This window comes from Bradyrhizobium sp. USDA 4486, assembly GCF_054057995.1.
The window spans coordinates 7327870-7339898 of sequence record NZ_JBSRZV010000001.1 but is presented as its reverse complement, the minus strand read 5'-3'; the positions used below and the strand labels follow the sequence as shown (position 1 = coordinate 7339898).

The 12029-nt window shown below is 63.8% G+C and carries 12 protein-coding genes and 1 pseudogene; 6 read left to right on the top strand and 7 right to left on the bottom strand.

The annotated features are described in order from the left end of the window. Positions 1 to 6: 6 nt before the first annotated feature. Positions 7 to 147, bottom strand: coding sequence for a hypothetical protein (locus ACVWY3_RS34650; protein WP_007597071.1), 141 nt, complete (start codon positions 145 to 147; stop codon positions 7 to 9). An 80-nt stretch (positions 148 to 227) separates the two neighbouring features. Here ACVWY3_RS34650 and ACVWY3_RS34645 point away from each other — a divergent pair, with 80 nt between their 5' ends. The 6 genes and pseudogenes from ACVWY3_RS34645 to ACVWY3_RS34620 all read left to right on the top strand — a co-directional run bounded on the left by ACVWY3_RS34645 (position 228) and on the right by ACVWY3_RS34620 (position 6023). Beyond that, positions 228 to 797, top strand: coding sequence for an alpha-ketoglutarate-dependent dioxygenase AlkB (locus ACVWY3_RS34645; RefSeq protein WP_456842455.1), 570 nt, complete (start codon positions 228 to 230; stop codon positions 795 to 797). Positions 798 to 999: 202 nt separating this feature from the next. Then, positions 1000 to 1415: pseudogene (locus ACVWY3_RS34640) on the top strand (DUF3606 domain-containing protein). 23 nt (positions 1416 to 1438) lie between these two features. Then, the gene (locus ACVWY3_RS34635; protein WP_456842454.1) at positions 1439 to 1927 is read left to right on the top strand and encodes a hypothetical protein; all 489 of its coding nucleotides are present in this window, start codon (positions 1439 to 1441) and stop codon (positions 1925 to 1927) included. A gap of 123 nt (positions 1928 to 2050) precedes the next feature. After that, a complete protein-coding gene (locus ACVWY3_RS34630; protein ID WP_456842453.1) occupies positions 2051 to 2980 on the top strand; it encodes an alpha/beta hydrolase in 930 nt (309 codons plus the stop codon). A 484-nt stretch (positions 2981 to 3464) separates the two neighbouring features. Then, positions 3465 to 4688: an ABC transporter substrate-binding protein gene (locus ACVWY3_RS34625; RefSeq protein ID WP_456843532.1), complete on the top strand. Its 1224-nt coding sequence runs from the start codon at positions 3465 to 3467 to the stop codon at positions 4686 to 4688. Between the two features lie 246 nt (positions 4689 to 4934). Next, complete coding sequence (locus ACVWY3_RS34620) at positions 4935 to 6023, top strand: enolase C-terminal domain-like protein (protein WP_456842452.1); 1089 nt, start codon at positions 4935 to 4937, stop codon at positions 6021 to 6023. A 259-nt stretch (positions 6024 to 6282) separates the two neighbouring features. On the opposite strand, the gene ACVWY3_RS34615 is transcribed toward ACVWY3_RS34620, so the two are convergent. The 6 genes from ACVWY3_RS34615 to ACVWY3_RS34590 all read right to left on the bottom strand — a co-directional run bounded on the left by ACVWY3_RS34615 (position 6283) and on the right by ACVWY3_RS34590 (position 12025). Beyond that, entirely contained in the window at positions 6283 to 6528 is a 246-nt protein-coding gene (locus tag ACVWY3_RS34615; protein WP_456843531.1) for a hypothetical protein, read from the bottom strand. Positions 6529 to 6539: 11 nt separating this feature from the next. Next, positions 6540 to 7025 (bottom strand): L-2-amino-thiazoline-4-carboxylic acid hydrolase, encoded by a 486-nt coding sequence (locus ACVWY3_RS34610; protein WP_456842451.1) that lies wholly within the window; start codon positions 7023 to 7025, stop codon positions 6540 to 6542. Between the two features lie 71 nt (positions 7026 to 7096). Beyond that, positions 7097 to 7633, bottom strand: coding sequence for a DUF488 domain-containing protein (locus ACVWY3_RS34605; protein ID WP_456842450.1), 537 nt, complete (start codon positions 7631 to 7633; stop codon positions 7097 to 7099). Positions 7634 to 7662: 29 nt separating this feature from the next. Next, positions 7663 to 7890 (bottom strand): DUF2945 domain-containing protein, encoded by a 228-nt coding sequence (locus ACVWY3_RS34600; protein WP_456842449.1) that lies wholly within the window; start codon positions 7888 to 7890, stop codon positions 7663 to 7665. Positions 7891 to 8818: 928 nt separating this feature from the next. Continuing rightward, on the bottom strand, positions 8819 to 10186 hold the full coding sequence (locus tag ACVWY3_RS34595) for an HlyD family type I secretion periplasmic adaptor subunit (RefSeq protein ID WP_456842448.1): 1368 nt from the start codon (positions 10184 to 10186) through the stop codon (positions 8819 to 8821). Positions 10187 to 10204: 18 nt separating this feature from the next. After that, entirely contained in the window at positions 10205 to 12025 is a 1821-nt protein-coding gene (locus ACVWY3_RS34590; protein ID WP_456842447.1) for a type I secretion system permease/ATPase, read from the bottom strand. Positions 12026 to 12029: the final 4 nt, after the last annotated feature.

The window sequence follows — 12029 nt, the reverse complement described above, 5'->3', positions numbered from 1 at the left end:
CTTTAGCTAGATCGCGAACACCCAGGCCGCGACGATGGTGCCGATGGTGACGAGACCGGCGATGGTCCAGCCGGCGGCATATTCCAGCTCAGGATGACCGGTGGCCCGCATGATCTCTGCTGGATCGGCGGTATGCTTCTCTGCCATGACAGCCTCGCACGTTACTTCCCGCGTCAATAGATAAGTCGCATCAGCCGCCATTAGGTTCCATCACGGAAATGCGAGAAATGACGCAGCTTGGTTTGTTCGCCGATCCGGACAGCGGTCCCGCCGGGCTTCGCTATGCGGACAATTTTATCGACGCCGCCGCCGAGCAGGATCTGATCGGCCGCATCGCGGCATTGCCGTTGCAGCGCTTCCAGTTCGGCGCGTTCGAGGGCAACCGCCGGGTGGCCTCATTCGGCTACCGCTACGACTACACGCTGCAACGGCTCGCCGAGGCCGATCCGATCCCGGACTGGGTGCTGCCTGTCGCGCGCCGGGTCGAGGCGTGGGCCGGCCTTACCGCGGACAGCGTGCGACAGGTGCTGTGCACCGAATACGAGGCCGGCGTCGGCATCGGTTGGCATCGCGACAAGCCCCACTTCGACAAGGTGCTCGGCCTGTCGCTCGGCTCTCCCTGCAAATTCCGCTTCCGCCGTCGCAGCGGCGACAAATGGCAGCGCCACACGCTCGAGGCCGTTCCGCGCTCGCTCTACATGATGGACGGCGAGGCGCGCTCGCAATGGGAGCACAGCATCCCGCCGGTTGAGGCACGCCGCTATTCCATCACCTTCCGGACCATGAAGCGGGCCTGACGGGTCGGCCCCAACCAAAACTGCGAAAACAACCCCATGCACAGTAGAAGGCCTCAGCCGGCTCGGGGCGGGTCACGCGCGGCAAATGTCTGACACGTCGGCGCAAAACGGCCGCGCCGCGCAAATCATCGCGCGGCTGGCATCTTGCCTTCCAAATCCGGTTGCATGCTAGACTGGATGCCATCCAGGGCAGGAGGGAAGCATGGCCGACAACAAGGCGAAGCGGGGCGGAGCCGATCGGGCGCTGATTGCCCTCACCGAGACATACGAAGTCGCCTACTGGTCGAAGAAGTTCAAGGTCAGCCCGGCCAAGCTGAATACGCCGTCAAGAAGGTCGGCCATTCCGCGAGGAAGGTCGAGGAGTACATCAAGCTCCAGAAGCACCGCGCCGCCGACAAGAGCCGGATCGCGCTCAGCGAACCCTACGAGGTCCGCTACTGGTCGAAGAAGTTCAAGATCACCCCGGCCAAGCTGAGGCTCGTGGTCGGGGCAGCCGGCCATTCCTCCAAGAAGGTCGAGGCCTATCTCGCGGCGCAGAAGGCGGCGAACAAGAAAACGGCCAGGAAAACGACGAAGAAGACCACGAAGAAGGCCACCACACGCAAGAAAGCCGCCTGAAACGGCAGGCCGGTGGAGGCAACATGACATCCGGTCGACTGATCCTCGCCTGCGGCCTCATCGCTGCCTGCGCACAAAATGCCGCGGGCGCCTCCGAGCCTGCAAAAGTGTCGGGCGCGACGGCGCTGGCGCTCGCGGGCGTGATCGCGCCGCTGTCGCCGGACCTGACGGGGCCCGAGAAGAAGGCGATGGCGATGCTGTTCGCCGCCAACGCCGACGTTCCCTACAAGAAGCCGATCATGGTGACGGCGGACAAGATCATCTGCCGCACCGGCAATGTCGATATCACCGTTCGCAATTGCGAGGTCACGTTCGGCAAGAAGACAAAGACCGTGAACGGCTCTACCGCAAACGAGATTTTCGCGACGGCAGCGCTGGCGGGCATTCCGCCTGATGGCGCGGCCGGATCGAATTTCGAGAGCCTGACCAAGCTGAGCTGCACGATCGACCCCAACGCGATCAGGCGGAAGGACGGCAGCGGGGCGGATTGCACATTCCAGCCCGGGAATTGAGCGTCTCCCGAGAACCAGCCACGGCGCCGTGAAATCGCCTCAAGCCCAGCTAACTAATAAGGCGAATTGAAAAGACAGGCCCGATCGGCGACCCATGATGAGGCGCGCAAGGCCGACACCAATATGAAGAATCATCTCGCACTTTTCCTGCTTCTGACTGTCACGACCGCATCCGCGCATGGCCCGATGCCGGAGCGGCCGCTTCCCCGGTCCGATCTCGTCCTGACGGGCCTCACCGATTCCGACACCACCGCCGGCGGCACCGCACGGCTGTGCGAGCAGGTCACCTTCTCGCGCGGCCTGCGCTATGGCGAGAGCGAAGCCAATGTGCTCGACGTCGCCGCCAGCGCGACCAAGGCGACGACGCCGCGGCCGGTGCTGGTGTTCGTGACCGGGGACACCTTCACCGGCGACCGTGGGGCGCCGGACCTGTCGCGCGAGATGCAGGACCAGGCGATGTGCTTTGCCGCGCGCAATGACATGATCGGGGTGCGGGTCAACTACCGCCTCGCCCCGTCGGCGGCCTGGCCGGCGGGGGCGACCGACGTCGCGGCAGCGCTGTCCTGGGTCCACGGCAATATCGACCTCTTCAATGGCGACGCCCGCGAGATCGTCGCGGTCGGCTACGGCGCCGGCGCGTTCCATGTTGCGACGCTGTTGGCGCATCCCGAGCTCCAGGCCGATCGCGCCGAGGTCGCCGCCGTGGTGCTGGTGTCCGGGATCTACCGCGCCGGCAAGGACGCCAGCGACAGTGTGAAGGCCTATCTCGGCCCCGACGCCGCCCAGTACGACAAGCGGTCGGTCTACCCGGGGATCCTCAATGTCGATGTGCCGATCGTGCTGGCCTGGGCCACGGATGATCCTGCCAATCTCGTCTCACAAGGCGAGACGCTGAAAAAGACGCTCTGCGGCGCCGGCCATTGCCCGCGCAGCGCGCTGCTGCGCAGCCGCGACGGCATCGCCGCCGCGTTCGGGCTCGATGGTTCGGGCGACAGCCTCGCCGAGCCGACACTGCTGCTGGTGCATCAGCTGGAGGCACGCGGGCTACCGTAGGGGCGCCTTGCCTCTTGCTCACACCTTTACTGAGCGCCCGGCCCTGCCTTACATCCGCCTTCGCCAAGGCTGCGGCGGACAAGAGGAGGGAGCACACCTCTCGCGTGGTGAGAGGTCGGTCCTTACCCTCCCCTGGAGGGGGAGGGGTCGGCTCACATGGAGCGTAGCGAAATGTGAGACGGGGTGGGGTGACGGTCTCTCTACGTCCAACAGTGCCCGAGTGGAGAGATCAACCCACCCCGCTCGCGCTGCGCGCGATCGACCCTCCCCCTCCAGGGGAGGGTAAGAGCAAGTGCCACACGACACACTCTCTCGATCAGAAATCGATGCAGCGCGTCAACACGGCTGCCGTTTTGCTTTCCGCCCATGCGTCGCATTGAAGCGGGCTGCCCGGCCACAGCTTTGCCAAACGCTTGACGTAGATTAAGCGGCCTTGGTGCGGATCGGGCCGACCTCGTTGGGGGCCAACGACAAGGTGTCGAACATGCGCGTCACCGGCAGACTGCTGTTCGTTTCGATGATCGCTTTCGCCTCACTCGGGGCGATGTCGCAGCAACACACCGAACAACCCGCGGCCGACACCGAAATCCGCATCGGCAATGTCATGCCGTATTCGGGGCCGCTCTCGGAGTTCGGCGCGATCGGCACGGCGGAGGCCGCCTATTTCGACATGGTCAATGCGCGCGGCGGCATCAACGGCCGCAAGATCCGCTTCATCACGCGCGACGACAATTCCGATCCGGCGACCGCGCTGGAGCTGACCCGCAACCTGGTCGAGAAGGACGGCGTGCAGCTGATGTTCGGCTCGTTCGGCACGCCCGGCAATATCGCCACGCGATGGTATCTGAACGAGAGGAAAATCCCGCAACTGTTCGTCGCCTCCGGCGACGAGGAGCTGAGCCAGGCCAAGGCGTTTCCCTGGACCATGGGCTGGCAGCCGTCGTTCCGCTCCGAAGGGCGCATCTACGCCAACTATATCCAGGCCTACTATCCCCGAAAGAAGATCGTGGTGCTCTGGCAGAACGATCAGTTCGGGCGCATGCTGTACAAGGGCATCCAGGAAGGGCTCGGCGAGCTTAACCGTCAGGTCCTCGTCGACATCGCCTTTGACATCAATGACGAGCATCTCGACGGCCACGTCTCGATCCTCAAGCGCGCGGGCGCCGACATCTTCGTCTTTCTCGGCGTGCCGTCGACAGCGTCCAAGGTGATCAAGCTCGCGGCGTCAATGAAATGGCGCCCGGTGTTCATCGTGAACGATGCCTCCGCCTCGATCGCCAATGCGATGGCGCCAGCCGGCCTCGAGAATTCATCCGGCGTGATCTCGGCGGCGTTCCTGAAGGATCCGAGCGATCCCGCCTGGAAGGACGATGCCGGCATGAAGGACTGGTTCGCCTTCATGGACAAGTACCACCAGATCGAAAGCACCAACAACAGCGCAGCGGTCTACGGCTACGCCGCGGCCGAGGCGCTGACGAGGGTGCTGAAGCAATGCGGTGACGATTTCTCGCGCGAGAACATCATGCGGCAGGCGGCATCGCTGAAGGCCTATCAGCCCTCCGTCGCGCTGCCCGACATCAGGTTGAACACCTCGCCGGACAGCTATCTGCCGATCAAGCAGATGCGGCTGGTGCAATTCGACGGCCGCTCCTGGCAGCCGTTTGGCGACGTGATCGAGACGGCGTTCACGGAGGGGGCGGCAAGGTGAGCCTCGCGTGGACGTGTCGTTGGTACAGCACGGCGTTCAACACGCACCTTTTGCGACTATTCCCCCCGTCACGCCGGCTTGAGCGAGGCCAGCGCGTTTTCCCAGGAGCGTGCGCACGCGGGCGGCGTTGCCTGACTTCACCACGGCGGGATCGAGATATGGTGGTCGCAGCAGCCACCTTTTCGTTTCATAATGAATGTTTAAGATCGGCTTGAACCTGCATTCACGCCGCCGGGAGATCTTGGAATGACCGACATCCGCATCAAGCGCTTCCATGCGCGCCCCGTGATCGTGCCGATGAACCTGCCGCTCCAGACCTCGACCGGCACGGTCGCGAAGGCGCCGCTGGTGCTGATCGACTGCGAGACCGACCAGGGCGCCGTGGGGCATGCCTATCTGTTTGCGATCACGCCCTCGGCCCTGAAGCCGCTGACCGCGATGGTCGCGGAAATGTCAGAGCTCGTCGCCGGCGATGCGCTGCTGCCGTTCGAGATCGAGCGCAAGCTGACCCAGCGCTTCACGCTGCTTGGCCTTGCCGGCCTGCAGCGCCTGGCGCAATCCGGTATCGACATGGCGGCATGGGACGCGCTGGCCCGCACACGCGGCCTGCCGCTGGCGCGCCTGCTCGGCGGCGCGCCGAAGCCGGTGCGCGCCTACAATTCGAAGGGCCTCGGCATCATGCCGGCGGGCGCTGCAGTGGAAGAAGCTTACAAGCTGCTCGCCGAAGGCTTTCACGCCGCAAAGATCCGCGTCGGCCGGCCCGACGCGCGGGACGATCTCGCCGTGGTGCGCGCGGTGCGCAAGGCCGTCGGCGACGAGGTGACGCTGATGTGCGACTACAACCAGGCGCTGACGGTCACCGAAGCCATTCGCCGCGGCGAGATGCTCGACGACGAGGGCCTGACCTGGATCGAGGAGCCGATCCGCCACGACGACTACGAGGGTTGCGCCCGCATCGCGGACGCGCTGCGCACGCCGGTCCAGATCGGCGAGAATTTCGACAGCGCGTTCTCGATGAAGGCGGCGCTGGCCGCCGAGGCGTCCGATTACGTCATGCCTGACGTGCAGCGCATCGGCGGCGTCACCGGCTGGCTGCGCGCCGCCGCGCTCGCCCACGCCGCCGGCATCGAGATGTCGACGCACCTGTTCTCGGAGGTCAGCGCGCACCTGCTCTGCGTGACGCCATCAGCGCACTGGCTGGAATATGTCGACTGGGCCGACGCGGTGCTGACGACGCGCTTGAAGATCAAGGACGGCTTTGCGCTGCCGAGCGAGGAGCCGGGGAACGGGATCGCGTGGGACGAGGCGGCGGTGAGGAAGTATTTGGTGGAGTGATCATGCCGGCCCGGTCATCCCCGCGCAACCGCCAAGCGGTTGTCGCTGGAGGTGCGCGTCGCGCGATGCGAAGCTTCGCACCGCGAGCCTCGAAGAGTGAACAGCCCGGATGCAGCGGGGCCGTCGCCCTTCGAGGGCCGCTGAAGAGGCGAGCGCCTCAGGGGTGATGGTGACAGAACGCGTCACTGTCTCCACATCGTCATTGCGAGCCAACGGGTCCGCGCTTCGCGCGGACCCGTTGGCTCGCAATGACGGAGTACTACCACACCTCCGCGCCCGGTATTTTCTTGCGCACCGCCATGCGCTGGATCCAGATGCAGCGACGGACAGACCGGTTGGAGCGGCCGACGGCGGATATCCCCTCGCCGGCCTGAAGCAGCGGCGCCACGTTCTGGCGCAGCTCGCGGCAGCGCTGGAGCTCGGCCTGCCAGTCGATGATCGCAGCCTCGGCGCGCGACGCCATCAGCGCCATCACCGCCAGGGCAAGACAGCCAGCCCGCGTCATTTGCAGTCCCTTCACTGTGACCTGCCTCCATCGCGCCGATAGCGGAAATTGCAATGAGAGGCGCCCTGCATGATCGTCTGGGTACGCGTGAGCTTGACGCCGGGGCCGAACCCTTCGGCGGTCGCAAAGTCCGCGGTGCAGACCAGGAGAAAGCCAAGCTCCGGCTCACCGAGCGCCTTGTAGAACTCGGCATAGGCACAGCGCGTCACGTCGAATGCGAACGCGTCCGGCGTCTGCTCGATGACCTCATAGCTGAGCGCGTCGTCGCGGGCGTAGGTCCTGAACGCCGAAGATACGGTCTTGCCGAGATCGACTTCGTTGTTCGCAGTGTTCTTGGCCTTCCAGAATTCCTCGCCGAAACCGCGGTAGAGATCGCCGAGCGCCCTGCGCACCAGCGCATTGGCGCGCGCCTCGCCGAGCTCGGCCTGCAATGCCTTGACCAGCGGCACCAGCACCTGCGCCTGGATTTTCGCCTGCTCGATGACGGACACGCTCATGTGCGGCCTCGCGTCTCTGGAAGATATCTCGCCTGGATGCCGGCGAGCATAACTCTGGCGTCGACGCTTGGCTAATTTTGCGCGGGGTAGGATAGGCGGCCGTCAGCCATGACGCGCGCGGCCGGATTGATCTCGGCCTCTTTGACCTGCCCGGGTCCCAGAATGTGAAACACCGTCTCGCCGGCCGCGAGCAGATAATCTGTGATGATACGGCGGTGGCACCGCCACCACAATGTTTCTGCACACATGATGGCGCAGCGCTGCATCCGCCCGAGGCTGCGCAAATGAACGAGACCTTCGTGAAAGGCCGAGCTCATGGCGTGGTCGGCGTAATTGTGAAAACTGTCGTTCTGCCAGAAGGCGTTGGTCTCGCGCGGCACTTCACCCTTGCGGCCGCGCAGGCCGCCGAGCGAGGCGATGTGCTCGTAGCCGATCGCGTCGACCGCCAGCGACTGCGGCAGCGTCTCGCGATTGTACTGCGGGTTGGTGCGGGATCGGGGCACTGTGCGCACGTCGGCGACGAAGGTGACCGAGCTGCCCTGCAACAGTCCGGCGAATTCCTCGAGCGAACGCGCGGCATGGCCGATGGTGAAGAAGGGATGAGCCATGGGCAGCCCGTCAGCTCGCCTCGTGCCGCTCAGCTACGCAGCCGCCGCAATGCCCGGCCCTTGTGCAGGGCGACGTGATCGGTCTTGTCGCTCTTGATCTCGTATTGCGGATCATCCGGGCTCGCATGGTGCGTGTGCCCCTTGTAGTCAACGTCCTTGGTGTGCACCCGCAGGATATGGCCGCGCACGCGGCCGGCCTCTGAATTCCAGCTGACGTGATCGCCGCGCTTGAAGGTTTTTGCGGAGGCTTTGGGCATGGCGGAACAATGCCGGATGGCGTTCGGGCGTTCCACGATACCGAGCAAGACGCGCCAGTCCGTCTACGCGCTCTAGGATACGCCGGACACGCTTCGCCGCAATCTTCCAGGCTGGGCCACGCGAAGCCGAACGCGACGCGTGGTGGGCACGACAGGGATCGAACCTGTGACCCCTACCATGTCAAGGAAGGTCCCGCAGGCGTATCTCGTTGATTTCAAAACGCTTCCGTTTCGTCCCGTGCCGTCCGGTTCGGCGCCATTTTCCGGCGTTTTGGCCCCAACGTGGAAAGCTCGTGGAAAGCGGCCGACCTCCCGGGAGGTGCTGGCATGAGCGGAGCGCCCTCCCGTGCCACCGGACGCCTGCTCGACCGGCGACCTCCCGAGCCCCGCCAGCGCGGTGCTCATCCCGCGAGCTGTTCGGGAAACGACGCGCTCCGTGCGACATTGTGCGTGCCGATCGAACAGCTGATTGAGAGTCAGATGTTTGATGAACAACGACAGGTACTTAGATGTAAAAAGCGGTGCGAACCTGCCTGTACAGATCAATAGGTTACCGTCGAATTGTAAATCGAGTTCCGCGGATTAGCGAACCTGCACCCTCTGCGTCCCGAACGCAGTGAGCATCTTCTAAGTCATTGGCTTTTTGATACGGCAGGCCCGTCGGTCGCGTTCTGTTCACGTTCGTTTCGCTCAATTCGTTGCGATTTCGCTGCGGTGTTCTCGAGGAGACGCGCGACCCGTCCCTTCCTGGTTAGCGGCAACGCACACTATCCGACGGTGACGTCACAGGTCTTTTCGGCAAGTTCGCAAAACTCGTCAAAACTCGTCACGGCGACTCCACCCTCGGATCCGAGCACGGGCATAATGGAGCGGTCGGGGCATGCCATCGTCGCGGAGCGCGCTGCTATGCGGCCGCTGTTAGTCCATTTCAGGTTTCGCGGAAAGCGCGGGAGAAGCTGTCGAGGACCGGCTTCATGATGTACTCGAAAAAGGTGCGCTCTCCAGTCTTGATGTAGACGTCGGCGGGCATCCCGGGCGTCGGAATGAATTCAGGCATGCGCCTTAGAATATCGTCTTGGTCCAAACGCACCCGAACGACATAGAATTCCCGACGCGTGTCGCCGTCGGAGCGGGTTTCGGTCTTCACCTGTACTTGCTCCGCCGCCAAGGCGTCCGCTGACACGTAGATAACGCTCGCTGCGACCATAGGCGTGATGCGCTGGTTGAGCGCGGACAGCCGCACCAGCGCCTCTTGGCCAATGCTCACGTGCGAAATGTCCTTGGGATTCACATGGGCTTCGATGATGCGCTCGTCGCCGATCGGTAGAAGCTCAAGGATCACGGCGCCGGGAGAGACGACGCCGCCTGGCGTGTGGAAGTTCTTCTTCACCACGATGCCCCGGACTGGCGAACGAACATCGATCCGGTCGACCACGTCCTGCGCGGCGCGGATCTGCTCATCGACGTCGTCCAGATCCGCCTCGGTCTCGCGCAGCTCCTTGGTCGCATCGCGGAGCGCCGTCGCATGGAGCTGCGTTATTCTTTCATTCGCCTGAGCGATCCGCTCCTTCGCATCCGCGATGCGGCCGAGATACTCGCCGAGATCTCCCCCGAGGCCTGCCTCGGAGCGCCGCAGTGCCAGCACATCTGACTTGCGGACCAACTGCTGACCAAGGAGCGAGTTCTTGTCCTTCAACTCTTCGGCGAACAAGGCAATGCGCTCTTTGGTGGACTGCACTTGCGCCTGATATCCGCGAATGCTTTCCTCCAGCCCGGCAATTTGCTTGACGAGAACGCTTTCCTCGGTCATCAGACTAGCCCGACGTGCCCCGAGTTCGGCACGTTGCCGCTCGAGAATCGCTTTGATTTCCGGATCGCGTGCGCTCTCGCTGAATGCGACCGGAGTTTCGATATGATCCGAAGAGCTCATTTCAGCTTCAAGACGCGCCTTCATAGCGAGGAGCCGATACTTCTTCAAGACCAGTCGCCTCAGCTTGGCATTGGCAGCAGTGTCATCCATGCGAACGAGGACCTGGTTCGCCTCGACGATATCACCGTCATTGACCGCAATCTCGCGGATGATGCCGCCCTCGAAATGCTGAACGAGCTTGTTTTGTCCGGTTGCCACGAACGTACCCGAGGCGACGACCGCACTGTTCAGTGGAGCGACTGCCGCCCAAAGGCCGAAACACCCGAGCCAAACTACCAGGATGGCAAGGCCGGTGAAGATGGGCCACTTGGCGCTCAACGGAACGTCACGATACCATTCGCCGATACGGTCGTTTTCCGCCCTCATGCCATCCTCCCGCACTCGTCACCGGCCCGAGGATTCCATCCGTTGCGGCTGCTCCGGCTTATCTCCGCCGGCACCGCCCGGCGAGCGAACCAGGCGATGCAACACGTCGCTCGGAGATCCGAATGCTTCCGCGCGCCCGGCCCGCAGGATGAGGACTTTATCCACACTGTTCAGGAGCGCCGGGCGCAAGGTTACGACCACCACAGTGACCCCCCGCCTCTTGGCGCGCTGCAGGGTCTCGGTCAGAGCCTGCTCGCCAGCCGCGTCGAGATTCGAATTGGGCTCGTCGAGCACGACAAGGGACGGACTACCGAAGAAAGCCCGGGCGAGCGCGATGCGCTGCTTCTGCCCGCCGGAGAGCGGCCCGCCGCCGCGGTCGAGCACGGTCTCGTAACCTTGCGGCAGCTGGCAGACCATATCGTGGATGCCGGACAACATCGCCGCCTCATAAATGCTCGCATCAGGCAGGTCGTCGCGCATGCGGCAGATGTTCTGCTTGATGGTGCCGGGAAATAGCTCGACCTCCTGAGGCAGGTAGCCGCTATATTCCCCGAACTGGCGGCGATCCCAGTTGCGCAGCTCCGTGCCGTCCAGTCTGACCTTGCCAGCGGTCGGCACCAGGCAGCCCACCAGAATGCGCGCGAGCGTTGACTTGCCCGATCCGGACGGTCCGACAATGGCCAAAGATTCTCCTGGCGCCAGGTCAAGCGATACGCCATTGAGTATCGGCTCCTTCGAGCCGGGCGGCAGATACAAGACCCGATCAACGCTCAGGCGCCCTTGCGGTTTGGGCAAGCGCAGCTTGGGCGTCTCGCGCTGGAATGACTCGACTGCCTGCTTGACGCGCGCGTACGCCGATCGCGCCTGCACGCAGCTGCGCCATCCCTCGATCAAACCCTCGAGCGGCTGCAGGGCGCGTCCGGCAATGATCGAAGCCGCGATCATCATGCCCCCAGTGATCTCGGCGTGGAGGGCCAGATAGGCGCCAGTGCCGAGGATCGTAATCTGGGCCACGAGCCGGACGAACTTCGACGCACCGCTAATCCAGAAATTCCGGTCAAGCGCCTGGCTCTGAACCGTCAGCGCCGGCGCCTGCCGCTGGCCCCAATGCAGAATGCTTTCGCTCAGCATTCCCATGGCATTGATTACTTGCGAATTTCGGGCCAGCGACTCCGCCGCCGCATCGGCCTCTGCGGCGTGCAGGCCTGCCTCGCTCAAACGTTCCGAGGTCGCTTTCTGGTTGATCAGCGCAATCAGCGCAAGAGCCAAGCCCGATACGACTGCGATCCAGCCGAGATGCCGGTGAACGAGGAAAATGACTCCGAAGTAGAGGGGCGAGAGCGGCGCGTCCATCAGCAGAAGCATGATAGGGCTCGAGATGAAGCCCCGCACTTGATGAAGACTACGGATCGCCTGAATGGTCCCGCCCTCGCCGGCCCTGGCGTTATTGATGCTACTCGCCAGCACTGCGCCGCCGAGCACCGCCTCCATCTTGGTTGCAAGACGCCCCAGCACCTGCCGACGCAGAATGTCGACGATCGAGAGGACGCCGATGAACGCCAGCGCGAGAGCCGAGAGCATCAGCAGGGTCTCGAGACTGCGGCTCGTCAGCACGCGATCAGATATCTGGAACAGGTAGATCGGTAGCGTGAGCATCAGCAGATTCACAACGAGCGAAAATGCCGCGACCGCTATCAGGTTGGTGCGCGCGACCGAACGCCAGGTGGCCAGCGCGTTAACAGGTCCGACATAGTCGCGGGGTTTGCCGCCGGGTGCGACACGAAGGTGATCTGCAGGAACATTGCGCGGCGGATTGTCCAGTGTCTCGACGGCCGCCATGTTT

Bases quoted from the DNA above. Each gene is read 5' to 3' on its own strand.
- ACVWY3_RS34650 (WP_007597071.1), bottom strand. From the start codon at position 147: ATGGCAGAGAAGCATACCGCCGATCCAGCAGAGATCATGCGGGCCACC.
- ACVWY3_RS34645 (WP_456842455.1), top strand. From the start codon at position 228: ATGACGCAGCTTGGTTTGTTCGCCGATCCGGACAGCGGTCCCGCCGGG.
- ACVWY3_RS34635 (WP_456842454.1), top strand. From the start codon at position 1,439: ATGACATCCGGTCGACTGATCCTCGCCTGCGGCCTCATCGCTGCCTGC.
- ACVWY3_RS34630 (WP_456842453.1), top strand. From the start codon at position 2,051: ATGAAGAATCATCTCGCACTTTTCCTGCTTCTGACTGTCACGACCGCA.
- ACVWY3_RS34625 (WP_456843532.1), top strand. From the start codon at position 3,465: ATGCGCGTCACCGGCAGACTGCTGTTCGTTTCGATGATCGCTTTCGCC.
- ACVWY3_RS34620 (WP_456842452.1), top strand. From the start codon at position 4,935: ATGACCGACATCCGCATCAAGCGCTTCCATGCGCGCCCCGTGATCGTG.
- ACVWY3_RS34615 (WP_456843531.1), bottom strand. From the start codon at position 6,528: ATGACGCGGGCTGGCTGTCTTGCCCTGGCGGTGATGGCGCTGATGGCG.
- ACVWY3_RS34610 (WP_456842451.1), bottom strand. From the start codon at position 7,025: ATGAGCGTGTCCGTCATCGAGCAGGCGAAAATCCAGGCGCAGGTGCTG.
- ACVWY3_RS34605 (WP_456842450.1), bottom strand. From the start codon at position 7,633: ATGGCTCATCCCTTCTTCACCATCGGCCATGCCGCGCGTTCGCTCGAG.
- ACVWY3_RS34600 (WP_456842449.1), bottom strand. From the start codon at position 7,890: ATGCCCAAAGCCTCCGCAAAAACCTTCAAGCGCGGCGATCACGTCAGC.
- ACVWY3_RS34595 (WP_456842448.1), bottom strand. From the start codon at position 10,186: ATGAGGGCGGAAAACGACCGTATCGGCGAATGGTATCGTGACGTTCCG.
- ACVWY3_RS34590 (WP_456842447.1), bottom strand. From the start codon at position 12,025: ATGGCGGCCGTCGAGACACTGGACAATCCGCCGCGCAATGTTCCTGCA.